Source organism: Bradyrhizobium oropedii (assembly GCF_020889685.1).
Lineage (GTDB): Bacteria > Pseudomonadota > Alphaproteobacteria > Rhizobiales > Xanthobacteraceae > Bradyrhizobium > Bradyrhizobium oropedii.
Genome location: NZ_JACMYO010000047.1, coordinates 1 through 26870, shown reverse-complemented (window position 1 = coordinate 26870; position 26870 = coordinate 1). Strand labels below are relative to the sequence as shown.

Annotated in this window: 21 protein-coding genes; 8 read left to right on the top strand and 13 right to left on the bottom strand. The window is 64.5% G+C overall.

Annotated elements, in window-relative coordinates; translation table 11 throughout:
• The first annotated feature begins 137 nt into the window (after positions 1-137).
• Positions 138-1898: an alkaline phosphatase family protein gene (locus H8A95_RS15460; RefSeq protein ID WP_229183916.1), complete on the top strand. Its 1761-nt coding sequence runs from the start codon at positions 138-140 to the stop codon at positions 1896-1898.
• 68 nt (positions 1899-1966) lie between these two features.
• On the opposite strand, the gene H8A95_RS15455 is transcribed toward H8A95_RS15460, so the two are convergent.
• Complete coding sequence (locus H8A95_RS15455) at positions 1967-5500, bottom strand: DUF5801 repeats-in-toxin domain-containing protein (RefSeq protein ID WP_229183915.1); 3534 nt, start codon at positions 5498-5500, stop codon at positions 1967-1969.
• Positions 5501-5820: 320 nt separating this feature from the next.
• On the opposite strand from H8A95_RS15455, the gene H8A95_RS15450 reads away from it, so the two are divergent.
• Both H8A95_RS15450 and H8A95_RS15445 read left to right on the top strand, forming a co-directional pair.
• A complete protein-coding gene (locus H8A95_RS15450) occupies positions 5821-6567 on the top strand; it encodes a FecR family protein (RefSeq protein WP_229183914.1) in 747 nt (248 codons plus the stop codon).
• A 74-nt stretch (positions 6568-6641) separates the two neighbouring features.
• On the top strand, positions 6642-7508 hold the full coding sequence (locus tag H8A95_RS15445; RefSeq protein WP_229183913.1) for a tetratricopeptide repeat protein: 867 nt from the start codon (positions 6642-6644) through the stop codon (positions 7506-7508).
• A 71-nt stretch (positions 7509-7579) separates the two neighbouring features.
• On the opposite strand, the gene H8A95_RS15440 is transcribed toward H8A95_RS15445, so the two are convergent.
• From H8A95_RS15440 to H8A95_RS15425, 4 genes are read right to left on the bottom strand one after another with little or no spacing between them, the layout of a single operon-like run.
• The gene (locus tag H8A95_RS15440; RefSeq protein WP_229183912.1) at positions 7580-8446 is read right to left on the bottom strand and encodes an efflux RND transporter periplasmic adaptor subunit; all 867 of its coding nucleotides are present in this window, start codon (positions 8444-8446) and stop codon (positions 7580-7582) included.
• Complete coding sequence (locus H8A95_RS15435; RefSeq protein ID WP_163157577.1) at positions 8443-8649, bottom strand: DUF1656 domain-containing protein; 207 nt, start codon at positions 8647-8649, stop codon at positions 8443-8445. Before H8A95_RS15435 ends, H8A95_RS15440 begins: the two co-directional genes overlap by 4 nt.
• Entirely contained in the window at positions 8646-10697 is a 2052-nt protein-coding gene (locus H8A95_RS15430) for an FUSC family protein (RefSeq protein WP_229183911.1), read from the bottom strand. Before H8A95_RS15430 ends, H8A95_RS15435 begins: the two co-directional genes overlap by 4 nt.
• Positions 10698-10699: 2 nt before the next feature.
• Positions 10700-11203, bottom strand: coding sequence for a MarR family winged helix-turn-helix transcriptional regulator (locus H8A95_RS15425; protein WP_229183910.1), 504 nt, complete (start codon positions 11201-11203; stop codon positions 10700-10702).
• A gap of 90 nt (positions 11204-11293) precedes the next feature.
• On the opposite strand from H8A95_RS15425, the gene H8A95_RS15420 reads away from it, so the two are divergent.
• Positions 11294-12571: an MFS transporter gene (locus tag H8A95_RS15420; RefSeq protein ID WP_229183909.1), complete on the top strand. Its 1278-nt coding sequence runs from the start codon at positions 11294-11296 to the stop codon at positions 12569-12571.
• 37 nt (positions 12572-12608) lie between these two features.
• On the opposite strand, the gene H8A95_RS15415 is transcribed toward H8A95_RS15420, so the two are convergent.
• On the bottom strand, positions 12609-13166 hold the full coding sequence (locus tag H8A95_RS15415) for an HNH endonuclease (RefSeq protein ID WP_139486795.1): 558 nt from the start codon (positions 13164-13166) through the stop codon (positions 12609-12611).
• 190 nt (positions 13167-13356) lie between these two features.
• Between H8A95_RS15415 and H8A95_RS15410 the strand changes: the two genes are divergently transcribed.
• Positions 13357-15117 carry a chloride channel protein gene (locus tag H8A95_RS15410; RefSeq protein WP_229183908.1) on the top strand — a complete coding sequence of 587 codons (1761 nt, stop codon included), beginning with the start codon at positions 13357-13359 and terminating at the stop codon, positions 15115-15117.
• Positions 15118-15282: 165 nt separating this feature from the next.
• Here the strand turns inward: H8A95_RS15410 and H8A95_RS15405 are convergent, their stop codons facing one another.
• The 5 genes from H8A95_RS15405 to H8A95_RS15385 form a co-directional block, all read right to left on the bottom strand.
• Positions 15283-16260, bottom strand: a complete 978-nt coding sequence (locus H8A95_RS15405) for a peptidyl-alpha-hydroxyglycine alpha-amidating lyase family protein (RefSeq protein ID WP_229183907.1) — start codon at positions 16258-16260, stop codon at positions 15283-15285.
• 127 nt (positions 16261-16387) lie between these two features.
• Positions 16388-18175 (bottom strand): flavin-containing monooxygenase, encoded by a 1788-nt coding sequence (locus H8A95_RS15400; protein WP_229183906.1) that lies wholly within the window; start codon positions 18173-18175, stop codon positions 16388-16390.
• A gap of 110 nt (positions 18176-18285) precedes the next feature.
• A complete protein-coding gene (locus H8A95_RS15395) occupies positions 18286-19371 on the bottom strand; it encodes a DUF2855 family protein (RefSeq protein ID WP_229183905.1) in 1086 nt (361 codons plus the stop codon).
• Positions 19372-19475: 104 nt separating this feature from the next.
• Positions 19476-20993: an acyl-CoA synthetase gene (locus H8A95_RS15390; RefSeq protein WP_229183904.1), complete on the bottom strand. Its 1518-nt coding sequence runs from the start codon at positions 20991-20993 to the stop codon at positions 19476-19478.
• A 29-nt stretch (positions 20994-21022) separates the two neighbouring features.
• The gene (locus H8A95_RS15385; RefSeq protein WP_229183903.1) at positions 21023-21994 is read right to left on the bottom strand and encodes an NAD(P)H-dependent flavin oxidoreductase; all 972 of its coding nucleotides are present in this window, start codon (positions 21992-21994) and stop codon (positions 21023-21025) included.
• 186 nt (positions 21995-22180) lie between these two features.
• Between H8A95_RS15385 and H8A95_RS15380 the strand changes: the two genes are divergently transcribed.
• On the top strand, positions 22181-23068 hold the full coding sequence (locus H8A95_RS15380) for a LysR family transcriptional regulator (RefSeq protein WP_229183902.1): 888 nt from the start codon (positions 22181-22183) through the stop codon (positions 23066-23068).
• 9 nt (positions 23069-23077) lie between these two features.
• Here the strand turns inward: H8A95_RS15380 and H8A95_RS15375 are convergent, their stop codons facing one another.
• Together H8A95_RS15375 and H8A95_RS15370 are read right to left on the bottom strand one after the other, a co-directional pair.
• Complete coding sequence (locus H8A95_RS15375; RefSeq protein WP_420839394.1) at positions 23078-24682, bottom strand: glycoside hydrolase family 17 protein; 1605 nt, start codon at positions 24680-24682, stop codon at positions 23078-23080.
• A 128-nt stretch (positions 24683-24810) separates the two neighbouring features.
• Positions 24811-25464 (bottom strand): DNA-3-methyladenine glycosylase family protein, encoded by a 654-nt coding sequence (locus H8A95_RS15370; protein ID WP_229183901.1) that lies wholly within the window; start codon positions 25462-25464, stop codon positions 24811-24813.
• A gap of 111 nt (positions 25465-25575) precedes the next feature.
• Between H8A95_RS15370 and H8A95_RS15365 the strand changes: the two genes are divergently transcribed.
• Positions 25576-26442, top strand: a complete 867-nt coding sequence (locus H8A95_RS15365) for a nucleotidyltransferase domain-containing protein (RefSeq protein WP_229183900.1) — start codon at positions 25576-25578, stop codon at positions 26440-26442.
• Positions 26442-26870, top strand: a 429-nt coding sequence (locus tag H8A95_RS15360) for a glutamate--tRNA ligase family protein (RefSeq protein ID WP_229183899.1), incomplete at its 3' end; no start/stop codon positions are given. The genes H8A95_RS15365 and H8A95_RS15360, both read left to right, overlap by 1 nt.

The window sequence follows — 26870 nt, the reverse complement described above, 5'->3', positions numbered from 1 at the left end:
CAGGGCGAAAATTCGTCGGTGCACGAGCGATCTTTTCACGGGTTTGTGCGCGCGTCGAAAAACAGTCATCCCGGCGAAATGTGTTTTGCATAGCGTGTAACTCCATTTCTATTTCTTTCTGAAATCAGGAGAGCACTATGCGGCTTTGGGGAGCCATTCCGGCGCTCGCAGTTGTTGCTGGCGCCGTTGCCATCTCGCCGGTGGCAAACGCCGAGAATTTGGTCGAAAAGATCGTTGATGAGTTCAAGCACGAGGTGCGTGACGAGCTACGTGACCGTGGCCATGAGGGTGTGCATCAGTACAAGCACATCGTCGTCATCTATCAGGAAAACCACAGCTTCGATAACCTCTACGGTCACTGGGGCGATGTCGGCCGTGACCAGATCAACGGCACGTCCGATGCCGACCAGGCTCATACCTTGCAGGTCCGGCAGGACAATCAGACCGTCTATGCCTGTCTGTTGCAGAACGACGTCAACCTGACCTCTCCGTCGCCGCAGCCGACGAGCTGCACCGACAATACGGGCTCGGTCGCGATCCTCAGCGCCTTCAAGAACAAACCGTTCGAAATCAACGATTTCATTCCGACCTCGGCGACCACCTGTCCGAAGCCGCTCGGCTCGTTCGCGGCACACGGCTTCCTCAACGGCACCGGCGCGCCCGGCGGCTGCACCGCGGACATCGTGCATCGGTTCTACAGCGAGCAGTACCAGCTCAATGGCGGCCGGCAGAACCGCTACATGACCGGCAGCGACGCGGCGGGTCTGGTGATGGGTTACTACGACACCAAGAAGCTGCCGATCTACACCTATCTCCACGGCCACGGTGCGCCGAACTACGTCATCGCCGACAGCTTCTTCCAGGGCGCCTTCGGTGGTTCGTTCCTCAATCACCAGTTCCTGGTCGCGGCTGCGGCGCCGCAGTTCGTCGGTGCCTTGAACGACGGCAGCGCCAACGACTTCCACGCGATCGTCGATGCGAACGGCATGCCGACCAGCACGCCGCTCTACACGCCGACCTCCACGGTGAAGGACGCGCAGCTGACGGCGAAGTGCAACCAGACCGGGCTGCCGGCCGGCCTCGCCTGCGGCGACTATGCGGTCAACACCACGCAGCCGACCTACCAGCCCTATGCCCCGGGCACCCCCGACATCAAGCGCCTGCCGCCGCTGCACACGCCGAATATCGGCGACCGGCTGTCGGCCAAGCATGTTGACTGGGCCTGGTATTCGGGCGGCTGGTCGAATGCCAATGGCGACGTCGGCGCCTCCGGCTGGACCAACGGCAACGGCACGACCTGCACCGATCCGAACCATGTCTCCACGGCGGTGTTCCCGAATTGCCCGGACGTGGATTTCCAGTACCACCATCAGGCGCTCAATTACTTCGCCTCCTATGCCCCCGGAACGCAGGCCCGCAGGGATCACCTGAAGGATGAGGCAGAGTTCATCCAGGCAGCCAAGAACGGCCGGCTGAAGCAGGTCAGCTTCATCAAGCCGATCGGCGAGGAGAATGAGCATCCCGGCTACACCAGCGAATCCGAAGGCAGCCAGCATCTCGTCGATCTCGTCAAGGCGATCGTCGAAGGGCCGGACGGCAAGAACACGCTGATCGTCATCACCTATGACGAGTTCGGTGGGCAGTGGGATCACGTTCCGCCCCCGCCGCACAACCGTCGCGGCGCCGAAGCCAAGGCCGCGGATCAGTGGGGGCCGGGTACCCGCATTCCGGCGCTGCTGATTGCCAAGCGCTTCAACAAGTCGGGTGTCGCGCATGAGGACTTCGACACCACGTCGATCCTCCGGCTGCTCGAGAAGCGCTTCGATCTGGAGCCGCTGGTGACCCGTCCGGTGCGCAGCCTGTCGGCGGCGCTGAAGGCCGGCGAGGGCTGGCGCTGAGGTAAGAACCAGTCCCGGCCCGCGTCAACATCCGACGCGGGCCGGGCCCTCGCTACGGCTCAGGGCCACTAAATGATCAGATCATGTCGTACATGATCTGGAACGATGTTGCCGCCGGCCAGCGCGTCGCTTTCCGGACCGGGGGCGAATGGCAGGGCATGTGTCGCGCCCTGGATGTCGACCTGAAGGCCGGTCGTGGCCGAATGGCCGTCCTTGTCAACGGCGGATACATCGAACAGAAGGTCCGTGCTCGGAATGCTCGTCTTCTCGTCGTAGGTGATGTTGTTGACCGTGAAGGTGGGATGGCCGGATTCCGCTCGATCATAGTCGATCTGAACCTGATTGAACGCCTTTCCAACGTAGAGCGTGTATGTCTGCGTCGCGTTGTCGAAGGTGTAGGTGTTGATCAACGACGTGTTATTCGTTTCCTGTACTACGATGCCGGCGCAGCCGCTGGCTGGTTTGGGAACACAGATGCTGAAGTCGTGAACGCAGGTGCTGCCATCGAGTACCTTGAAAGTCAGCGTCGCAGTGCCGCAATCCTGCCAGTGTGCGAGAGTGAAATCGACCTGTGACTGTTTCTCGGTGAATGCGAGATTCAGCCGCTCGGTGGGGTCGATTTGCTGGCCGTCATCGCCTACCGCGATGCCGTCGCTCGATGCCGTGACGTCAATGGGATGACCGGCGCAGTCAGACCCTGTGACAACGAGTTGTGCGTCCGGAGCCGTGAGTTGCGGCGAGCCGCCGTCCGAGGCGCCGAAATCGGAGCCGGTCACGGTGACGTCCTTCAACTGCTCGACCTTCTCGAAATTAAAGCAATAGGTGCCGTCCGGATTGATCAGGAGTGCAAAGAGCGGATCGCACAGCGTACCGCCTGAATCCGTACGGTAGGCGTCCAGTTCGACGCCGCCACCGGCCGCATGAGTCGAATAGTAGAACGTGTAGTCATCGCCATGTCCGGTCACATGCGCAGAGGTGACGCCCTCGCCGAGGCTTGAGGTCGCCAGGTCATATCCCGTGCTGCCGACCTCGCCGTCGTGGATGGCGACGTGCATTGCCGCCTCACCATCCGCGCCGAAATTGACATCGTAGGTGCCGGTCGCGGCCTGATTGTCGTGAGCGGCGATGACGGTCACCGGGAAGCCGCCGATTGTCGGATTGTCTTCCGTAATCGACAGCTGCTTACCGAGATCAATACTGGCGCTCTGGAAGTCGCCGTCATTGTCCGTGATCGTTGCAGTCAGGCCGATAATACCGGCCGCAAGCGACACGCCATTGGTGTCGTCGGGGCTGGTGCAAAACGGCTCCTCCACCGCCCGATACTCGGTGAACCTCACGCCCCCTGTGGCCGGATCGAGCGTGATGGTGAACGCCAGTGTGCCGTTCGTGTTGCCGACATGACCTTCGATGGTGTTGCCATTCAGAACCAGCACGTCGGCGCAGCCGGTGTGCGAGTCGATGAGGCCCGACGGGGTGCCGTTGCCGCCGGCGATCGTCAACGCGTAGCGGACGGTCGCGCCGTCGGCGCCTTGAACCGAGGTGAACGCCGTCGAGAAATTGGCTGACGTCGTCGTCAGCGCTGCATCCGGCGCCGTGCCCGCGATGTGATCGTCCAGCGCCGTCGCCGTCAGATGTGACTCGCTCAACGGCAGCGATGGCGCGGTCCCGCTCGCCTTGATGCTCGGGCCGTCGTCCGTGATCGTGAGCTGCTTGCCAAGGTCAATACTCGCGCTCCGGAAATCTCCGTCCTTGTCCGTGATCGTCGCGACCAGGCTTATGAGGCCGACGTTCAACGCCACAGCTTCCCCGCTGTCCGGACTGGTGCCGAGCGGCTGCTTCACGGCGCGGTACTCGGTGAAGGTCACTTGCCCGGTGAGCGGATCGAGCGCGATGGTGAACGCCAGTGTGCCGGTGGTCGTACCGACGTGGCCTTCGATGCTGCTACCATTCAGAACCAATACGTCGGCGAGGCCGGTGTGGGAGTCGATCAGGCCCGACGCGGTCCCGCTGCCACCCGCGATCGTCAGCGCATAGCTGATCGTCGCGCCGCCTGCGCCTTGGACCGTGTGGAATGCCGTCGAGAAGTCGGCGGAGGTCGTCGTCAGCGCTGCATCGGGTGCAGAGCCGGCGATGTTGTCGTCCAGCGGCGTTGCCGTCAGATGCATCTCACTCAGCATCAGCGAGGGAGCTGTTCCGCTTGTGCTGATGCTTGGGTCATCTTCGATGAAGGTCAACCTGCTGCCGAGGTCGAGGGTCACATCCTGGGAGAGGCCGTCCTTTATCACGGTCGCAATCAGGGTTACGATTCCGGTCGCCAGTGACACGGCTTCGTTGTCGTCGGTGTTGGTGCCAGGCGGCGCCATCGCCGCCCGGTACTCGGTGAAGGTCACGTACCCCGTGGCTGGATCGAGCGTGATGGTGAATGCGAGCGTGCCGCCGGCCGAACCGACGCGGCCTTCAACGGTGTTGCTGTTCAGAACCAGCACGTCGGCGAGGCCGGTGTGCGAGTCGATCACCCCCGACGCCATGCCGTTGCCGCCGCCGATTGTCAGCGCATAGCTGACCGTCGCGCCCGCCGCGTCCTGTGCGCTGGCGAATTTCACCGAGAAGTCCCCTGATGTCGTCGTCAGCGCGACGTTCGGCGCGGAACCGGCAATGTTGTCGTCCAGCTCCGTCGCCGTCAGATGCGTCGTGCTCAGCGTCAGTGACGGCGCAGCTCCGAAAGTCAGCTTGGGCGGTGTCGGTGGTGGCGGCTTGAAAGTGACGATGAACTCGGGGGGGACCACCGGCAGAGGTGCGAGCTGATTTGGCGCCTGCGAAGGGTCAGGCGCAGTGAAATTGATCGGTTGCAGCAGGGGCGACCCTTGATAGGCGGGCGTGCTGGAACCTTTTGATCCCGATCCCTTCTCGAAATTGGCAAGCGCCTCCTGCTGCGCGTCCCGCAATTCCTCCATGTGCGCCGGGCTATTGGTGACCTGGCTCACGCTGACCGACGACCCTCTTGCGGTCAGGATGATCGTCTGTCCGGGATCATCGACGATGATATGCCGGGGATTGGCCTCCTTGGTCACGAGCTCGAATATGCCGTGGTGGAGGTCTTTGTAGTTGATGTTGTCGTCGTCGAGGAACGTGACGTTCGGCTCCGCAGCCCGGGCGTCCTCCAAAAGCGAGAGGGTCAGCGCGGCGAACGACAACATGCCGAGGCCGCTGGCGCGAATGGTGCCAACAGGCGTGTCCGCCGCCAGGACGCTTGACCCTGCCAGCCGGCTGCCAATCATGCGCAAGATGCTTCTGGCTTTTGCGAACAGGCCCAAGCCGCCGCCGGACACGTGCGCGAAATTGCCCAACTCTAGGCGTGTGCCAGCCGGCAAATTGAGCACGGTACCGTCAAGCAAGCGGATCTCGGCCCGCCCGCCGGCTGCGATTTCGATGACGTCACCCTGGTGAATGGGATCGCCGGCCATCATGAGGCCGGCAACGCCGCGCGCACGCGCGACGGTGCTGCGGCCGATCGCCGCCTGAACAATGCCAACCACTCGGGGCAGGCGGCCTAAGACGGCCGTGCACGCGTCCCCGAACGCGACGCCGGACGCAACTGACATTGGCTTTTCGCCTGCTGAACAGCTCAGGCAGAAGGTGGTGCCGCATTTTTTTTGGTCTGGCTCATTCGCGCCGCGAGGTCAAAATCCCCGCACCGGTAGCCATAGGCTTGTCCGCCGAAACGTCCTGATTGAAACTAAATTCGGAAGTGCAAATCGAATTCCAGCACCGCACAAAGCAACCGCAAAAAGGGCAGAATGACTGTCCTTTATCGCGGGGTGCAGCCCCACTAGAATAATAGTATAATTACGGAGTAAATTGTCCAGATATTAATTCTTATTCGAGCTACGTCAGGCCTTTAGGCCTGTTTTCTGCAACTCGTTTGGCACGAAAGGTCCTGCGGTTTCGGCCGGGCGATCCAGATCGCCATCACGCCGTGACACCACAAGATCTTCTCGAAAGGGAGGGGATCGTGCGCATTCATTTGGTTATTCAATCGCTCGCAAGCTTCGTCTTCGCGCTCGCCATTTTCATGCCGGGCCAAATGCACGCGCAAACCGAGCCGGCCCAACCCGCCATTCAGAATTCCTCGGCGAAGTCCATCGGGAAGGTCGTGATGGCCACCGGTTCGGTCACGATCGAACATCCAAGCGCAGCCGTCGTTCAGGCCGCGCTGTCGGATCAATTGCCCCAGGCGAAGGTCGGCGACCTCGTCTATATGGGCGACGTGGTGCAGACCGGAGCCGATGGACGGGTCGGGATCAACTTCACCGATGGCACCTCGTTCAACCTGTCGAGCAACGCCAAGATGACCATGACCGAGTTCGTATACGACCCGAACGGAAAATCGAATTCCACGTTGTTCAAGCTGGCCAACGGAACGTTCACGTTCGTTGCAGGCAACGTCGCGAAGACCGGTGACATGAAGATCGACACCCCCGCCGCGACGATGGGAATTCGAGGCACCACGCCGCGTATCGAAATATCTGACGATGGAACCGTCAGGTTCGCGACGCTCGTGGAAGAGGGTAAGAGCAAGCTGCTCAGGAAGCCGGCAACGCGCGTGGCGCCGCAGCCCGAGCAAGGCACCTCCCACAGGTTCAATCCGAATATTTGCCGAGGGTGCTAGGCGAGCAGGGCGGCGGCCGTGAGCGGCTTCTCATGGAAATCAGCGATGCTGCGTCGTCAAGACCGGAGCCCGACATGAAGCCTCGTGCAGGTTCCGAGGGGAATGGCGGCTTGGCGCCGCTTCTGATCCTGCTGTTGCTTGCATCGCCGGCGGTCGCGCAGAACCTGAAGCAAAAGAGCAACTATCTGCGGAACATCGAGCTGTGCAGCGGCCTCGACCACGCGGAGGCCGACACGCGCATTGGTGCGTGCACGGCGCTGATCGATGCGGAGCAGGACATGACGCCGGCCGGCCTCGCGATCGCCTACAACAACCGTGGCAATGCCTATGCCGCCAAGGCGGACTACGACCGCGCCATCCGGGATTTTGATCGATCGATCGAGCTCAATCCAACCTACACCAAGCCGTTCAACAACCGTGGCGTGGCCTATTTCAGGAAACGCGACTACGACCGCGCGACCGATGCCTTCGATCAGGCCATCAAGCTCAACCCGAACTACGGCGAAGCCTTTGCCAACCGTGCCCGGGCCTATCTGAAGAAACACGAATATGACCGCGCGGCGCAGGATTACGATCAGGCCATTCGCCTCGAGCCGAAGCTCGACGGCGTGTGGAACGGACGCTGCTGGAGCCGGGCTATCCTCGGCGAGTTGCAGGCGGCGCTGGAGGATTGCAACAAGGCGCTGCAATCGGGGTCGGCCGACGCCGCGACTTACGACTCACGTGGCCTGATCTATCTGAAGACCGGCGAGCTGCGCGCGGCCGTCGACGACTATAGTTCCGCGCTTCGCATCGATCCGAAGCTGGCCAGCGCGCTCTATGGACGCGGGCTGGCCAAGCTGAAACAGGGCGACAAGGCCGGCGGCAATGTCGACATCTCGGCGGCAAAGGCTATTCAAGACGGCATCGGCGACGATTTCAAACGTTACGGCGTGCCGTAGACGCGCTTGCTGACGGAGGCCGCAGCAAGGGCGCCGGCTTGAGGCCGTAGCCGCCTGTGCGGCGCGGCCGGCTAGTTCATGATCTCGACCGTTGCCGAACGGCCGGCGACCAGCGCGATCCGATCCGGCAGGCGATCGAGCGCGATGCGTACCGGGACGCGCTGTGCGAGCCGGACCCAGCTGAAGGTCGGATTGACGTTCGCGAGCAGGTTCGCGCCTTGTCCGCGGTCGCGATCCTCGATGCCCGCCGCAATGCTCTCGACATGTCCGGTGAGCCGGACCGGCTCGCCCATTAGACGGACCTCTGCCTTGTCGCCGACGCGAATGCGCGCGAGCTTGGTCTCCTCGAAATAGCCTTCCACATGCAGCGTATCGCTGTCGACCAGGGCCATCACACCCTTGCCCGCGGTGACGTAGGCGCCGGGCCGCAGGTCCATATTGGTGATGGTGCCGTTCACCGATGCGTGTACTTCGCTGCGATCCAGGTTGAGCTGCGCGACGGCACGATCGGCGACCGCCTGATCGTAGGCGGCCTTGGCCTGCAACTGCGTGGCCAGAACCTGCTCCTGCTTCTGCTGCGACACCGCATCGGTGGTCAGCGCGCTGTAGCGCTTGAGATCGGATTCGGCCTGATCCAGCGTCGCGCGATGACCGGCGACCGCGGCATCGGCCTGCTGCAATGCCAGGGCAAAGCGTGCCCGATCGATCCGGAACAGGATATCGCCACGATGCACTTGCTGATTGTCCTTGACCAGCACGTCGGTCACGAAGCCGGATACATCGGGAGCAACCTGAACCACGTCGGCGCGGACCCTGCCGTCGCGGGTCCAGGGCGATTCCATATAATAGACCCAGAGCCCGTGAGCGACGGCGAGCGCGGCGACGAGCGCGATCGCGGTCAGCGCGACCCGGCCGAGCCAGGCGAAATTCCCCTTCATGGCAGAAACTCCGAAAGATAAACGACGACGCCCAAGAGGCATACGTACAGTGCGAAATTGAACAGCGCGCGATGCCAGACCAGCCGGTAGAGCCCGAAGCGCTGCATGATCCGGCTGATCCCGGCACTCAGCGCGTAGGCAACGATGAGCCACAGCAGCAGCGCCGGGACCAGTACGCCGTAGATGTCGATCTCATACCTCATGCAGCAAAACTCTCCTCGGGCTGCGATCGATACGCGGGTGCATCCGGAAACAGGCCGCGGCGGATACCGACGAGGCCGAGCAACGCATGGTCCCGCGCACGCGCATTGGGATCCTTGACGACGGCGGTCAGCGCCGCATCGATGCATGTCAGCAGTTCGGTCGGCATTGCCTCGTCCGCATGGGCGCGAAACGCCGCCGCGAGGTCGTCCAGCATGTCGTCGATGGCACGCACGGTCAACGCGGCGAGGCCGTAACGGGCTCGCCTGAGGTCGATGATGTTGAGCCCGATGCGCAGCTGCACCAGGCTGTCGGCATCGCGGCGGTCGCTCTCGGAGATGAAGGCGATACGCTGAACCAATAGTCCGAGCCGATGCAGCATCAGGCCGGCAAACTGCGCGCGATCGCCGCGGCCGCGCCGCTCGGCAGCGACAGCGAGCGTCTGCCAGCTCGAGGTCATCAGCCGTTTGGCGATCCATTCGGCGCCGACGCCGCGCGCGATCCGCGTCACGATCTCGGCGATGACGACACCGATGAAGAAGGCGACGGAGGTGTTGGCAAAGCTGGCAAAATCCGCGCTGTAGGTCGATTGCAGCGCGAGCAGCGTCGCGGTGTTGGCGGCGAGGGCCATGCCGATCGGCGCGGTCTTGGGCCGCGCGATCAGGAAACCGTACAAGAGGAAGGTCGGCGCCAGCGCGGCGATCAGGACCTCGATATGGGAGATGCCCGGCACCAGCGCGAACTGATAGATCGCGACGACGACGATGGCGACCAGCGAAAACAGGCCGAAGGCCCGGATGCTGCGCGCCGGCTCATCCTGCGCTGCAAAGAAGGAGCAGGCGACCGCCGCCATCATCGGCGCCGAGGCGCCATCGGCCCACCCGGTCGCGATCCACAGGCCGCAGCAGATCAGGATAGCGACCGCCGCTCCCGCGGCCGACCACAGCGCCATGCCGTGGTCGCGATGACGGACCGGCGCAGCCCCCAACTCCGGGTGGAACGCCAGCGGCACGGTGGAGATATCCTGGCCCGCGGCAATCGCATCGCCCACTGCGCGGCAGTCGGCCGAGATGTCGACGAGCTCACGTAGCCGGAGCAGCAGGCTGATCGTGATGATGCGCTCGCGCGGCGCGACGCCGTCGAGCGCGGATTGCCGCTCGGCGATCGCGGCGCGGATCTGCTCGCCAGATTGCCGCTGGCGATCATCGTCGACGATCCATGCCGCGAGATCGTCGATCCGCCGCCGGAGCTCCGGCTGCCTTTGCAGGGCCGCCTCGCCGAGTGCGGCAAGCCGGTCTTCGATCGACGTGATGATCGGCAACAGCATCAGCATGCGCAGCCGGACTTCTCCGAGGCCACGCACGGTGCCGACGTCGGCCAACCTGTCATAGGCGAGATGGGTCGCCAGCGTGTCGATCTCGACGATGTCGGTCGCAAGGCGGAGGCGTTGGGCCCGGCGCGTCTCGCTGGTTCCGCGATCCAGCAGCACGTCGCGGGACAGGCGTCGCGCATCCGATAGCCAGCTTCTGACGCGGCCGCCGACCGCCGGCGCGACGCTGCGGGGAAACACCACGGTCGAGACCAGGCTCGCACAGATGATGCCGAGCGAGATCTCCTCGACCCGCGCCAGCGCGACGTCGAAGATGCTGCCAGGCGCGGCCACCGACGGAAAGCCGATCAGCGCGACGGTGTATCCGCCCAGCATGAAGACATAGCTGCGCGGCGTGCCGTCGAGCAGCGACAGATAAAGGCAGAGTCCGACCCAGAGCGCGATCGCGAGGCACAGCAGCTCCGGCGCATTGATCAGGTTCGGCACCATGGCGACCGTCATGGTCGCGCCGACCAGGGTGCCGATCACGCGGAAGAACGCCTTTGAGCTCGTCGCGCCGGCCAGCGGCTGTGACGTGATGTAGACCGTCGCCATCGCCCAATAGGGGCGCGGCAGATCAATCGCCAATGCGATGACGAGCGCCAGCATCGACGCGGCGAACGTCTTCAACGCGAAGATGAGGTCCGCGTGGCGGACCAGGAACGGCTCTTCCGCGCGCATGACTATTTCGCCTCTTGAGCAGTCCTGGCCGGAGCGGTCTTGGCTGCAGTAGTGTTGGCGTCCTGCAGGCGGCGCGCCCGTTGCTCGATGCGCTGGAGCGTCTCGAAGGTTATCGCAAGTTCCTCGCTGCCGATATCCTTCAGCAGGCTGGCCCGCACGCGGCGCAGCACCCGGTTGATCTCCTCGACCTTGGTATCGCCGGGCGCGGTGAGATGCAGGGTCTTGGCGCGCCGATCCGTCGAATCCTCGCGACGCTCGACCAGCCCTTCAGACTCGAGCAGATCGATCAGCCGCACCAGTGAAGGCCCCTCGATCCCCAATTCGTCGGCCAGCACGCCCTGGCGGACGTTCTCTCCCTGCCGCGACAGCACCAGCAGCGGAATCGCCGTCGCGTAGGACAGGCCGTGATCGGATAGCGCCTGATCCGACTCGCGACGCCAGATCCGGGCGAGCCAGGTGATCAGGCGGCCGATCTCGGCGTGGATATGGGATTGCGAAGGAGGCATGCAAATTAGATAGGATACGAACTATTAGGATGCAACTATATAACCTTGAATAGTCCGGGTTATCACGCAAAAGCGATCGAGCAAGCGGCAATGGGCAAGAGCTCCACGGCAGGAACGGGCGAAGAATTTCGGGGCGAGGGCAGCCTTGCGCTGTTCCCGACCTTCATCGTCGTGGCCGTGGACGCCACGGGATTAGGCATCATCCTGCCGTTGCTGCCGTTCTACTCGCAACGGCTTGGCGCGACGCCATTCGTGATCGGCGCGCTGATCTCGGTCTATGCAGTCTGCCAGCTGATCGCCGGTCCGATTGTCGGCGTGCTCTCCGACCGCTACGGCCGCCGCAACGTGCTGGTCGTGAGTCAGATTGGCACCTGCATCGGCTTCGTCTTGCTCGCCGTTGCGGGCAATCTGACGCTTGTGTTCCTGGCCCGGATCATCGACGGGCTGACATCCGGCAACATCTCGGTGGCTCACGCCTATGCGGCCGAGCACAGTGCGCCGCAGGCCCGCAAGCAGGCGCTTGGCATGACCAGCGGCGCAATCGGGACCGGCCTGCTGGTCGGCCCTGCGCTCTCGGGCCTCCTTGTCCATTACGGCGACACCGTACCGGTATGGGCTGCCGCGGCATTGTCCCTGATCAGCATTGTTGCCACCATCGTTCTGCTGTCGCCGGACCATCCGGCCGCCGAGCCGCTCTACCAGCAGCGGGTGCCCGAGCCGACGCCGGCGCGCATGATCGTCGGGCTACGCTATGCGTGGCGCGTGCTCGGCCTGCTCATCGTGTTCTTCTTCGTGAATTCGATGTTCCTGTCGCAGATCGGCCTGTTCCTGTCGGCGCGGTTCAGCTGGGATGGACATTCCTTCGGCGCACGCGAGCTCGGCGCCGTATTCGCCTATGCCGGCTTCATCAACATGGTCGTGCAATGCCTCCTGATCACGCGTGCGAACATTTTCGCGTCTGACCGGGTCATTGTCCTGGCCGCGTTTGCCTGCATGGCGATCGGGCTTTCGGGATTGGCATTCGTAGAGCGGATCAGCCTGCTTGTGGCCTTCCTGACGCTGATCATCGTCGGCATGATGTTCGCACGCAGCACGCTGACCGCCGAATTGTCGCGCAGCACGGCGATCAACCGGCAAGGCATGATCATGGGCCTCAACCAATCGCTGATGTCGGGCGCCAACATCTGCGCGCCGCTGCTGAGCGGTGCGCTGATCGGTCACCAGTTATATGTCAGCTGGACGCTAGCGATGGCGGCGATTGCAATATTCGGCGTGGTCCTGGCCGGACAACTCCTCCCGCCGGGGCAGCCAGCGCCCGAGTGCCCCGCATGGCGGCCGGCAGCGCTTCCAGAACATGCAGGCGGGTAATGCTGTGCTCGAATCGGTCCCTGAGCCGCCGATTGATCTACGGATCGAGCTCAGTATCCCAGTAGAGATAATCGAGCCAGCTCTCGTGCAGATAGTTCGGCGGGAACAGCCGGCCGTTGCGGTGGAGCTGATGCACGGTGGGTGCATAGGGCGTCTGCTTCGGAAACATCTTGGCCTGCTGCGGCGTCAGATTGCCCTTGCGCAGATTGCACGGCGAGCAGGCGGCGACGACGTTCTCCCAGGTGGTCTGGCCACCCTTGCTGCGCGGGATGATGTGATCGAAGGTGAGGTCGTCGGCCGACAGGCAATATTGGCAGCTGAATCGGTCGCGCAGGAAAACGTTGAACCGGGTGAAGGCGGGGTGGGTGGTCGGCTTGACGAAGGACTTGAGGGATACGACGCTCGGTAACTGGATTTCGAAGGACGGACTTCGGACCGCCCGGTCGTAATATTCGACGATGTTGACACGATCGAGGAACACCGCCTTGATCGCGTCCTGCCAGGACCAGAGCGACAGCGGGTAATAACTCAGCGGCCGGAAGTCCGCATTCAGCACCAGCACCGGCCAACCGCCTTGTGAGACATGTGCGTTCAAATAACGCTCCTGACTCCCATTAGCTGCGAAGCAGCATGCACTCACATACTACAGGCAGCGTGACGGGATTGTGAAGAGCAATGAGCAGCTTATCCGCCGTCCCCTGCCATGTTCCTGCCCCGATTGCCTCCTGCCCGCGAGGCCCGTAAAGGGAGCCGCAAACCCCTCGGCCAGTGACGGACCCCTGCCGATGACCACGACCACAAGCTATCTCGAGGCCCCGCGCCGGTTGCGTGCATTCGTCCGCGCGCACGAGACGAGTCTCGTGGTGCTGGCGGTGCTGATCGGCGCCATTGGCGGCCTCGTGGTGGCGGTCATGAGCAGCCTCGTCACGGTGCTGCATTCGGTGCTGTTCAATATCCCGCTGGGCGAACGGCTGTCGAGCCAGATGAGCATCGATCCGGTGCGTGCGCTTCTGGTTCCCACGGTCGGCGGCCTGCTGCTGGGAATTGCGTTCCTGCTGCTGCTCCGGGTCCGCCCGGCCCGCGAGATCGACCCGATCGAGGCCAACGCGCTGTATGGCGGGCGAATGTCGTTCCGCGGCAGCGTGATCGTGGCGCTGCAGACGATCTGGTCGAGCGGCGTCGGCGGCTCGGTCGGGCTCGAGGCCGGCTACACACAATTGTCCAGCGGCCTGGCCGCCTCGCTCGGCCGCGGCTTTCACCTCCGCCGCAACGACCAGCGAATCATGGTCGGCTGCGGCGCGGCGGCGGCGATCGCCGGGGCCTTCAGCGCGCCGCTGGCGGGCGCATTCTATGCTTTCGAACTTGTGATCGGCGGCTACACGCCGGCGAGCCTGACCCCGGTCGGCGTGGCGGCGGTGACCGGATACTTCGTCGCCCATGCCTTCGAGCCGCTGCCGCTCGGCGTCGGTGTCGGAACCGTCGGCGACGTGCTCGGGCGGGATCTTGCGATTGCCGCGCTGCTCGGCATGGTCGCAGCGCTGACCGGCATTGCGATCATGCGCGGGGTGACGCTGTGCGAGGCGCTGCTCACCAAGACCCGGCTCTGGACGCCGCTGCGGCCGGCGCTCGGCGGGCTTGCGGTCGGCGCGATGGCGCTGCTGACACCGCAGGTGATGTCGTCGGGCCACGGCGCGTTGCGTTTCGCCGGCATCGTGGCGATGCCGCTCACCTTCATCGCCGGCGTGTTCGTATTGAAGGCGATCGCCTCGATCGTCTCGCTCGGCTCCGGCTTTCGCGGCGGATTGTTCTTCGCCACGCTGTTCATGGGCGCGCTCGGCGGCCGGCTGTTTGCGGCCGGCGTCGACATTGTGTGGCCGGGGCTCAACCTCGATCCCAATGCCTATGCGGTGATCGGCATGAGCGCGCTGTCGGCCTCGGTGATCGGCGGTCCGCTGACGATGTCGTTCATCGCGCTGGAATCCACCGGCAACCTCTGGCTCACCACCGCGGTGCTGGTCGCGGTCATCATCTCGACCACGATCACGCGCGAGCTGTTCGGCTATTCGTTCGCGACCTGGCGGCTGCATCTGCGCGGCGAGACCATCCGCAGCGCCGCCGATATCGGCTGGATCCGCGATCTCACCGTCGGCAAGATGATGCGCCAGGACATGATCACGGTCGCCGCGGCAATGCCGATCGAGGCGTTCCGCGAGGAATTTCCGCCGGGCTCGAAGACCCAGGTCGTCGCGCTCGACGGCGAGGGACGCTACGCAGGGCTGGCGCTGGTGGCGGAAGCGCACGCACCCGATCTCGAGGCCGGCAAGGATCTTGCCGCCATCCTGCGCTATGCCGACGTGGTGCTGCATCCCGGCATGAACGTGCAGGAGGCGATCGCGGTGTTCGATGCGGCCGAAGCGGAGTCGCTCGCCGTGATCGAGGGCGATGGCGACCGGCGGCCGATCGGCCTGCTCACCGAAGCCCACGCGATGCGGCGCTATGCGGAAGAATCCGAGCAGCGCCGCCGCGAGGTGATCGGCGAGGTTTGATTTTCGGCGGCAATCTGGCCCGTCGCAAAGCTGTTAGACCCGTCATCCTGAGGTGCGAGCGCAGCGAGCCTCGAAGGATGCACGGCCACCAGCCGGGCCGTCGACCCTTCGAGACGCGCGCAATGCGCGCTCCTCAGGGTGACGGAGTGAGGGTGGTACTCGACGCTACCCCGTCACCCGCTCCAGCTTCTGCAGGCACCGCGTCACGCGCACCGCGGCGGGCATCTCGGTGTCCGGAAAGCTGGTCTTCCAGTCGGTGACGCCGACCTCGCCGACATAGATGTCGCCGCGCGAATCCAGCGCCAGGCCGTGCGGCGCCAGGAATTTGCCGGTCTCGACGCCGGGGCCGTGCTCGCCGCCGAGCCGGGCGATGCGCTTGCCGGTGTGATCGACGATCGACAGCCGCGGGCCGAGATTGGGCACCTTGCGGTTGACCGCCATGCCGGGGCCGAGCTCGCCGATCACGAAGTTCGGCTGCTTGCCGCCACCGCAGCAGCATAGCGCGCAGGGCCGGTGCAGGTTGTTCCACTGCGTCTCGTATCTGCCGTTGCCGTCGAACACCTGGACACGGTGGTTCTCGCGGTCGGCGACGTAGACGAAGCCGTCGGCATCGGTCGCGATGTTGTGCACGATGTTGAACTGGCCGGGATCGGTGCCGGGCTCGCCCCAGGTTTTGATCAATTTGCCGTCCGGCGTGTATTTGTGGACGCAGGCATTGCCGTAACCGTCCGAGACGTAGATCTCACCCTTTGGCGACAGCGCGGTGTGGGTGCAGCGGTGGAACGGCTCGCCGCTCATGAACGGCGCCGGCTTGTTCGGGATGCCGATCGTCAGCAGCACCTTGCCGTCGGTTGAGCATTTGCGCACAGTGTGGTCGCCGTCATCGGTGCAATAGAGATTGTCGTCGGCGTCGATGTGCAGGCCGTGGGCGCGCGAGAACACGCCTTCGCCCCAGCTCCGGATGAAATTCCCCTGGCGGTCGAGCACCACCATCGGATGCTCGCCGCGATTGAAGACATAGACGCGGTCCTTGCTGTCGACCGCGACGGAGGCGACATCCGTCAGGCTCCAGCCATCGGGCAATCTCGCGAAGTTCTCGACGACACGATAACGGTGCTCGCCGGTGCCGAGGATGGTTGGCATTGACTCGTCTCCTTGCTTTCGTCATTCCGGGATGCGCGTAGCGCAGGCCCGGAATCCATCTATCCGCAGAGTTTGTGGCTTGATGGATTCCGGGCTCGCGCTGCGCGCGCCCCGGAATGACGATCGGTTATGGTAGGCTCGCCACCGGCCCGACGTCGCGCGGCAACAGGTCTTCCTCGATCGCCTTGATCTGCAGCGCGAGATAACGCGAGTTGATGCGGCATTGCGCGAGGCTGCCGGCGATGAACCACAGGCCGGGCTGCGGCGTGCGGGTGTACATGTTGCGCAGCTCCTGGCCGTCGCCGAAGCCCCAGATCGGGCCGACGCGCGCGGCCATCGCCTCGCCGAACAGCTTCTTCACCAGCTCCTCCTGCGGCCGGTAGCCGGTCGCGAGCACGATGAGGTCGGCCGCCATCGTCTCGCCGTTCTTCAGCCGCGCGCCTTCGCTCACGAAAGTCTCGATATCGGCGAATTGCTGCAGTTTGACCGCGCCGCTTGCGACGAGATCGGAGCAGCCGACGTTGAAATAATAGCCGCCGCCGCGGGTCAGGTACTTGAACTGCCAACCCGTCCCACCGTCGCCGAAATCGAGCTTGAAGCCCTTGCGCGCCAGGCCGTCGAGCAGCGGTCTGTCGAGCTCCTTCGACTGCTCGGTGATCAGCACGTGGCTGCGCTTGGCGAGCGCCAGCGGCATCGAGGTCGCGATCAAATCGTTGTCCTCGAGCGTCCCTTCATTGTAGGCGGCATAGGCAAGCTGCGCCGACGGCTCGATATTGGTGATCAGCGTCGAGGAGCGCTGCACCAGCGTCACCTCGGCGCCGGAGGAGTGCAGGTCCTGCGCAATGTCGTGGCCGCTGTTGCCGGTGCCGACCACCAGCGCACGTCTGCCGATCCAGGTCTCGCCGTCCTCGTAGCGGCTGGAATGCATGACCTTGCCGGCAAAATTCTTCAGGCCAGGGATATCGGGCAGGTTGGGGATGCCGCTGACGCCGGTTGCCATCACGACATGGCGCGGCTGCATCTTCCGTGTCGAGCCATCGGCGCGGCGCAGTTCGACATTCCAGCGACCCTGCGCGTCGTCATAGCTGCCGCCGGCGAATTCCGTACCGGTCCAGAAGTTCAGCTCCATCGCGTCGACATAGGATTCGAACCAGTTGGCGAGCTTGTCCTTCGGGATGTAGGTCGGCCAGTTCGGCGGGAACGGCATGTAAGGCAGGTGATTGACCTGCACCTGGTTGTGCAGGGTCAGCGCATGATAGCGCTTGCGCCAATTGTCGCCGACGCGCGCCTCGCGGTCGACGATCAGCGCGTCGATCTTGAGCGCTTGCAGCCGCGCGGCGATCGCAAGCCCGGCCTGTCCGCCGCCGACCACCAGCACATCAGGATCGCGGTCGGCATATTCGGCGGATGCCTTGCGCAGGTCGAGCCAGTTCGGTCCACGAAAGTCGCGGGAATGGGCCTGTCCGCGCGGCCGGTTGTGGCCCTGCTGCTCCTCAAAGCCCTTCAGCTCCTCGAGTGCCGTCAGCAATGTCCAGGCTTTCAAGCGGTCGCCATCGGCTGCGTCGGCGATCAGTCGCACGATGCCATGGCCGCGGCCAATGGCCGTCTCGAATTTGAAGATCGCCTCGATCGCGTCGGTGCCGGCGCGCATCACCCGGCGCGGCGCGGCACGATCGGCATCGATGCGGAAGTCGTACGGCGCGGTGCGACGCGCATGCGCGGGCAGTTCCTCGATGATGGCAAAGGCGCGGCTGACGGTCTGGATGTTCCAGCTCAGCGCCAGCACGTCGCGCCAGTAGCTGTCGGGATGGAACAGCGGCTTCAGCAGCACATCGTCGGGGCCGGCCAGCGCATCCTCGAACTGCACAAGCCAATTGTCGGCGGCGACCGAAATATCGTCCGTCTTGTCGAGCATTGGGCGTTTCTCGTCATCGGCCGCTTGGTGACATTTTCTTGGCGGCGTTCCCTTGGCTGCAAGCCTATACCCATTGGCGAGGCTGCAGAAAGGGCGTGACGGGATAGCGCCTATTCGGCCAGCGACAGGATCAAGCCTTGATCCGGCGGAACGCGGCCTTGCAGGGTATCGAGATAGGCCTCGCGCACCGCGGCCGGGCCGCGGCGCTCGACGACATCGAGCCAGTTGGGCAGATGCGGCACGAGCTCCGTCCATGCGGCGCCGAAGCGCTGGTCGATGCCGCCGGGACCCCATTCCTTGGCGCGCTTGCGGATCTGGTCCGGCGCGAAGAACCACACCGGCTTGGCGCCGGGCAGCGTCGGCTCGTCCGGCTCGCTCGCGCGATGCGTGAGGCCGACCCGGCCGGAATAGACCATTTGCGCGCCGAAGTGCCGGTGCAGGCTCTCGCGCAGCGCGCTGTTGCCGGCCATGTCGACATAGGCAACCGGCTCGGCCGACGGGATCGTGGCGACCTGGTCATAGGTGACGACCTCGTCGTAGCAGCCGAGCGAGCTGACGAAATCGACATTGCCCTTGGAGGTCAGCCCGATCACGGGGATGCTGCGTCTGTGCAGGAGATGGGCGAGGCCGAATGCGGTCTTGCTCGAGGCCGACGACAGGATGACGCGGCGTGCGCCGTAGAACGCGTTCTCGGCGAGGGCGTCGTCGACCAGGAACGACAGCATGAACAAAGGCAGCAGCAGTGCGCGGAAATCGCCCTGCCGGCCGGCATAAGTGGGATCGCCGGAGACGCGGGCATAGTTGTTGTAGACCGGCGAGACCTCCTGCCGGTGTGCGGCGCCATCGCGCAAGCCGCGCTTGCTGACGTCGGCCGCCTCGATCACCAGATGGGTCGCCATCGGGAAATAGCCGAACAGCGTTTCTCCGGCTGCGACAGCCGGATGCTTCGAGGCCAGCACCTCGCCAAAGCCCCATACCGGGATGATGCCGTAGCCTTCGGGCGCCGGGAACAGATGCCAGTATTTCAGCTGCTCGCCGATCACGGCGTAGGTGATGTTGTTGGCGGTGAAGGCGAAGCGGGTGACCTTCACCAGCAGCGCGTCGGCCGGCAGCGCCGCGGCATCGGGCAGCTGCGTCTCGATCACCTTGCACTGCCGCAGGTCGTTGCGGATGACGATGAAGTCGGTCGAGTTCATGGCGATGATCCCAGCTTCGGATGCGGGCGCATCGTTGCGTCGATTGCCGGCCTTTTGCAACAGCAACTAAGTTTCAAACGCCGTTTGTTCCGCGGTCGCCCTGCTCAGCTGAGCTGACCCTCGCGGTAGAGGTCGCGCAGCTTGCGCTTGAATATCTTGCCGGTCGCCTCGCGCGGCAGCGCGTCCATGAAGCGGATGTCGCGCGGCACCTTGAAATTGGCGAGCTTGCCGCGCAGAAAATCCTGGATCGCTGCAGCCGACAGTGCGCTGCCTGCCTCCGGCTCGACGCAGGCGAACAGCCGCTCGCCATACTCGTCGTCGGGAACGCCGAACACCGCGCAGTCGCGGACGCCTGCCATTCCGATCAGGGCATTCTCGATCTCGGCGGGATAGATGTTGACGCCGCCCGAGATCACCATGTCGCGCTTGCGGTCGCACAGGAACAGATAGCCGTCCGCGTCGAGATAGCCGACATCGCCGACGCTGATCAGGTCGTCGCGGTCGGCCTCGGCGCGCGCCTTGGCGTTGCCATGGTAATCGAAATCCGAGATCGCGGTCTGGCGCATGAAGATCTCGCCGGGCTCGCCGATGTCGCATTGCGTGCCGTCGGGCCGGAAGATCTTGACGATGCCGCCCTCGATCGCGCGGCCGACCGTGCCGGGCTTGGCCAGCGCCTCGGCGGCCGAGTGCCAGACCGGGATGCCGGTCTCGGTCGAGCCGAGATATTCGTTGATGACGGGTCCCCACCACTCGATCATCGCCCGCTTGACGTCGACCGGGCAGGGCGCCGCGCCATGCACGATGAAGCGCAGCGACGACAGGTCGTAGCGGCGGCGCGTCTCCTCGGGCAACCGCAGCAGCCGCACGAACATGGTCGGCACCATGTGCATATGCGTGACATGATGGCGCTCGATCAGTTGCAGCAGATCCTCGGGATCGAAGCGCGGTTCCAGCACGATCGTGCAGCCGTTGCGAAAGGCGAGCATGCCATAGGAGTGCGGCGCCGAATGGTACATCGGGCCGTTCATCAGGATCACCTGGTCCTCGTTCGGCTTGACGCCGTAGGTGAGGGCCCCGACGCGCGCGGCCGCCGCCTGCTGCTCGGGCCGCATCGGCTTGCGCTTGACGCCCTTCGGCAGTCCGGTTGTGCCCGAGGTGTAGAACATCGGCGCTGCGCCGATCGGTGCGTCGGCCAGCGGTTGGTGCGTCTCACGCCAGATGTCCCAATCGGTCAGGTCGTCAGGCACGCGCGTGAGCGCCGGTGCGACGCCATAGGCCGTGGCGATCTCGGGTGGCGTGGTCACAACCAGCAATGCGATTCCCGGCGGCAGCCCGTCGCGGATCTGCGGCAGCAGGTCGGCGTGGCAAACCAGCGTGTCGGCGCCGCTGTCCGTGAGGATGTAGGCGACCTCGTCGGCCTTCAGATGCCAGTTGATCGGCACCACCGGACTGCCGAGCGCGGCTGAGGCCGCGACCACCTCGAACAGCGCAAAATCGTTGCGCAGCATCATGCCGACCGGTTTGCCGTCGCGTACGCCGAGCGCGCGGAAGCCGGTGGCCGCCCGCGCGATGCGGGCGTGAATGTCGCCATAGCTGATCTGTCTGTCGCCGCTGATGATCATGCTGCGCTTCTCCAGGCGATCGTCCAAGGTCAGGCGCTGGCCCGCAGGAAATCGTTGCGGGCCTCGGTGTACTCCGCCTTCAGCCGCGCCACCAGCTCGGCGACCGGCGGGGCGTCGACGATCTGGCCGATGCCCTGGCCCGAACCCCAGATGTCGCGCCAGGCCTTGGCCTTGGTGTTGCCGCCGGAGCCGAAATTCATCTTGGTCTTGTCGGCGACCGGCAGGTTGGCCGGATCGAGCCCGGCGGCCGCGATCGACGGTCCGAGGTAGTTGCCGTGCACGCCGGTGAACAGGTTCGAATAGACGATGTCGTGCGCAGCATATTCGGTCAGCGCCTGCTTGTACCTGATGTCGGCGTTGGCTTCCTCGGTGGCGATGAAGCGGGTGCCGACATAGGCGAGGTCGGCGCCGAGCGCGAGCGCCGATGCGATGCTCCAGCCGTCGGAGATCGCGCCCGACAGCAGGATCGTGCCCTTGAACCATTGCTTGACCTCGCGCACCAGCGCGAACGGCGACAGCGTGCCGGCATGGCCGCCGGCGCCGGCGCAAACCAGGATCAATCCGTCGACGCCCTGCTCGGCGGCCTTGCGCGCGTGCTTCACATTGATGACGTCGTGGAACACCACGCCGCCATAGGAATGCGCGGCCTCGACGATCTCGGACGGCGGGCGTAGCGAGGTGATGATCACAGGCACCTTGTGCTTCACGCAGGTTTCCATGTCGTGCATCAGCCGGTCGTTGGAGGCGTGGCAGATCTGGTTGACCGCGTAGGGCGCGACCTTCTTCTCCGGATGCAGCGCCTGGTACTCGCCGAGCTCGTTCTCGATCTGCGTCAGCCACTCGCCGAGCTTCTCGACCGGGCGGGCATTCAGCGCCGGGAACGAGCCGACGATGCCGGCCTTGCACTGCGCGATCACGAGCTCCGGTCCCGAGACGATGAACAGCGGGGAGCCGACGACCGGCAGTTCAAGCTTGTTGGCGAGCGAAGCAGGCAGCGACATGTCTCGGATCCTCCATGGGTGGACCGCCCGGCCGGGTAGCCGGAGCGGATCGCGATGCGTTGTGATGGCTGGAGCGCCAGGCTCTCTTGCGCGGCAATATAAGGCTGGACGGCTGCGTTATGACGTTCAATATTGAACGGCAGATAGGCCAGAAATGAACGGTGGCGCGCTGGGAAGGCGAGCGGCATGGACTGGGAGCTTTGCAAGACGTTCGTCGCGGTGGCGGAGACGCGCAGCCTCGCCGCGGCTGCCCGGCGGCTGCGCATCAGCCACCCCACCGTCGGCCGCAACGTCGCGGCGCTGGAGAAGCAGCTTGGGACCCGACTGTTCGCGCGTTCCAACGATGGGTTGTCACTGACCTCGCACGGCCGCAAGTTCCGCGAGCACGCTGAAGCGATGGCCGCGGCGGCCTTGCGCGCGGAAGCCTCGGCGTCTGCGACCGGTGAGCAAGCCCGTGGCGTCGTGAAACTCTCGATCGGCGCGACGCTTGCCGCGCACTGGCTGATGCCGCGGCTCGGTCCGTTCCTGCGCGATCATGCCAACATCCAGTTGGAGATCATCACCCATCCGTTTCCGACGAGCGTACGCCGCCGCGAGGCCGACGTGGTGCTGCGGCCGGTCGATGCGGGAGACGAGAACCTGATCGGCCGCAGGATCGGGCGGCTCGGCGCCGGCTTCTATGCTTCGCGCCTCTATGCGGCCGGGCGCAAGCTTCCTGAGCGGCCGGATGAATGGAAAGGCCACAGCGTGATCGGGTTTGCCGACCAAGCCTCGAATGTGCGGCTGGCGCGGTGGAGCGATGTCATCACACGGCAGGGCACGCTGGTGATGCGTTGTTCCTCGCAGGGCGACATGCTGGCGGCGGCGCGGGCCGGGCTCGGGATTTGCGCGCTGTCCTGCCTGGTCGGCGCCGATTATCCCGATCTGGTTCGGGTCGCGCCGCAAAAGCTCTCGAGCCTCTCCGATCTCTGGCTGCTCGCCCATCCCGATCTGGTCGAGCTTCCCTCGGTGCGGGCCGTGATCGGCTTCGTCACCGACTGCGCGCGCGAGGACCGCGTCAGGCTGCGCGGCTAGAACGCAGGTTCAGGTCCGCGCCCGCCACAGCGTCACCGCAAGCAGGACAAAGACCGCGCAAGTCCACAGCGCCTGCCAGTTCTCGAGCCCTTCGTTGAGGAGCGTATAGACGGCGGCTCCGACAAAGATGCCGGCAAAGATCGATTCCGCCAGCGGGCGGATTCCCTTCGTAGGAGGATTGAGCAGCGTCATCGCTGCAAACGGCACCGCCGCCATGGTGAGCGGCGCAAACGGAAAATCGATGAAGCGCGGATCGAACACAAGGCCGACGGCCGCCGCCGTCCCGATCACGACGGTGACGATCAGGGCCAATCCGTGCAACGTCACCAGAACCGTTTCGGTGTGGTAGCCCTTCGGCCCCAACAACTCCTGGAAACTGGGCGGTGCGCGACCCGACATCAGGGCGTTGGCGCCGAACACCGGCGAGGCGGTTGCCGCCACCAGAAGCGAGCCCCAAATAAGCCAGCCGCCCGTTCCGTAGCTTTCATAGATCATCCGCTGGGCGGCGACCCCGAACAGGATCCCGGCGGTGGTCGCCGATACTCCGACCGCAAGCCATGATGCGAATCCGGGCGTCCTCGGCTTGCGGCGCAAGGTCAGCCATGCCGCGCCGAACACCAGGATCGCCAGCGCCATTCCGCTGCCCATCTGCAATTTCCAGGACGGAAAATTGCTGATCGGCACGCCAGCCGGATATTTCAGCGTGCGTTCTTCGGAATCGAACAGGCCCCAGGATCCGCCGATGGTGCCCTCGATCTCGCGCTTCCAGCCTTCATCATAGGCCTCGAACAGGTTGACGCGGAAATGCTCGCGGCGGGCAAGGTCGAGCACCTCCGAGACCACCCGTGCCTGATTGATGCGCGACGGCAGCGCGGACTCGCGCATCCGTCCCTCGCTCGGCCAACCGATTTCGCCGATGAAGATTTCCTTGCCCGGAAAAACCGCCGCGACCTGCCGGCGCATCTCGTCGGCGTGCGCGGCGGCGTGTTCCGCTGCGATCGGAATATTCTCCCAGTACGGCAGGATGTGAATCGTGACGAAGTCGACGACGTCGGCCAGCTCGCGGTTGCTCAGCCAGAACTCCCAGACGTCGGCATAGGTGACGGGGATCGAGACCTGCGCCTTGATCGAGCGGATCAGGGCGGCGAGGTCGGACGCCGACATCTCCTTGCGTAACAGGACCTCGTTGCCGACCACGAGCGCGATGATCGTGTCCGGGTATTCCTTGGCGAGGCGGATCGCCGTTTCAACCTGCGCCGCGTTTTTCTTGCGGTCCCGGTCGAGAAAAATGCCCTGGATGACTTTCAGCCCGGCCTTGGCCGCGAGTCCGGGAATCTGATCGAGACCGAGATCGGTCGCATAGGTCCGGATGCAGTGGGAAATCTTCGCAAGCTGGGCGAGATCCTCCGCGATCTGTTCCGGCGAGACCTGCGTTTCCGGCGAAAGTGATGTCTGATTGTTTCGGAACGGGGCGTAGGAGATGCACTGAACCTTATCGTTCGGATCGATCGGCGCGCGCACCAGGTTGACCGGGATGCCCAGCCACCACCAGACCGCGGCGACAGCGCCGAGCGATATCGAGAGAAGCGTCAGCGGGATGCGGAGAGAAACCAGGTCTGTCCTCCTTGCAGGAAGGATGTGCTGGGTGTGCAAAATGGGCGAGGCAGGCAAATTGAATAAATATCCGTTGCTGATGCTATATCACGCGATCATACCATTGGTGCGTTTTTCTTGACGACACTCTACTTCGCACCGGCGATCACACCCTCGCGATTCTTGAGCACGCGGTAATAGGCCCACCACAGATGGGCGGCGGCGCCGCGCAGCGGGCGCCACGGCTCCGCAAGCGGCGCCATCTGCTTCGGCGTCGGCCGCTCCTTCAGCCCAAGCCCGACCTTGACCGCCTCCTGCACGGCGAGGTCGCCCGCGGGCCAGGCATCGCCATGGCCGAGGCAGAACAGCAGATAGACGTCGGCGGTCCACGGGCCGATTCCGGGCAGCGCGGTCAGCGTGTTGTGCGCGGCATCGGCCTCCTCGTTGGCGAGCACGTCGAGGTTCAGCCGCTCCTCGGCGAGCTCGCGCGCAATGTGCTTCAGCGTCTTGATCTTGGCCGCCGATAGCCCGAGCCGGCCAAGCCGGTCGGCGCGCGCCTTGCGGATCGCTTCATGGTGGAACGGATCGAACGCCTTGCTGACGCGTCCCCAGATCGCCGCAGCACTCGCGGTCGAGAGCTGCTGGCCGCAGATGATCGCGGCAAGCCCCGGAAACCCGGGCTCCCGCTGCCGGATCGCCGGCATGCCGGTCGATTCGAGGATCGGGCGCAGGCGACGGTCCTGGTCGACCAGCTTCTGGACCGCTTCGTCGAGGTCGGCCTGGGTTTGGAGATGAATCAGCATTGCGGGATGGCTTCCTCAGACGGGCGCTCGCAACAGCTCGGGCTCCACGCCTTGTGGACGGTTCAGGAGATTTCAGAGTATGACAACATTCATTGATTTCGGAAGTGCTCGATGAGCTTGAGAAGCATTCCTGCCGACATGGACGCAGGAAAGGTTGCGGCGATCGATGCGATGCTCGATCGCATCGCGTATGAACACCACGTTTACTTGCCGCTGGCTGTCGAGAGTGGGAGCCGTGCGTGGGGCTTTTCGTCACCCGATAGCGACTACGATTGCCGCTTCGTTTATGTCCGCCGCGCCATCGATCACATTACGCCCTGGACGGTGCGGGACGTGATCGAGCTTCCGCTTGAGGGCGATCTGGACGCGAACGGTTGGGATTTGCGCAAGGCGCTCCAACTGCTGCTGAAAGGCAACGCGGTTATTGTGGAATGGCTGTGCTCTCCTGTGGTCTATCGCGGGCAGGCTTGGTTCCGCGACAGCTTTCTCGCGTTTGCACGGCATGCGGCAAGCCGGGAGGCGATCTGCCGCCACTACCTGCATCTCGGTGAACGGCAGCGCAGGGTCTATTTCGCTGACGAGAGCAGCATTCCGCAGAAGAAGGTCTTCTATGCGTTACGGCCGGCGGCGGCGCTGCGCTGGCTGCGGATGCATCCGACTGAGGCTGTGGCACCGATGCATTTCCCCACACTGATGGCGGAATGCGCGCCTCCGGCGGAGTTGGCGGAGGAAGTGCGTGAACTTATGGCCCGCAAGGCTGTCACGCACGAACTGGGAGCCACGCCGCTGTCGCCTGCGGTTGCGAGCTTCATCGATTCGGAGTTCGAAATTGCACGTAACGCGTTCGAGAACGGCGGGGCAGAGACCTCCGAGGAGATGATGCTGGAGGCCGGACGGTTCTACCGAATGGTCGTCGAGCGGTTGGAACGGGAGTCAGGAGCCGCCTCCGACATGTTTCGTCGCATCGGCTCGATCTGATGCCGCCACCCGTTTTCCGATTTGCCCCGAGTCCGAACGGCCACCTGCATCTCGGCCACGCTTATTCGGCGCTGCTCAACCACGATTTGGCGCGTGACGCGGGCGGACGCTTGCTGCTGCGGATCGAGGATATCGACGCGTCGCGCTGCCGACCGGAATTCGAGCGGGCGATCTATGAGGATCTCGCCTGGCTTGGGATCACCTGGGAGACCCCGGTGCGGCGGCAGTCGGAGCATTTTGCCGCCTACGGCGCGGCGATCGACCGCCTGTCGGCGCAGGGGCTGGTCTATCCGAGTTTCGAGAGCCGCGCCGACATCGCGCGGCTGGTCGCCGAGAGAGAGGCCGGCGGCGCGTGGCCGCGCGATCCGGATGGCGCGCCGCTCTATCCGGGGACGGCGAAATCGCTGTCGGCCGAGGCGCGCGACCGG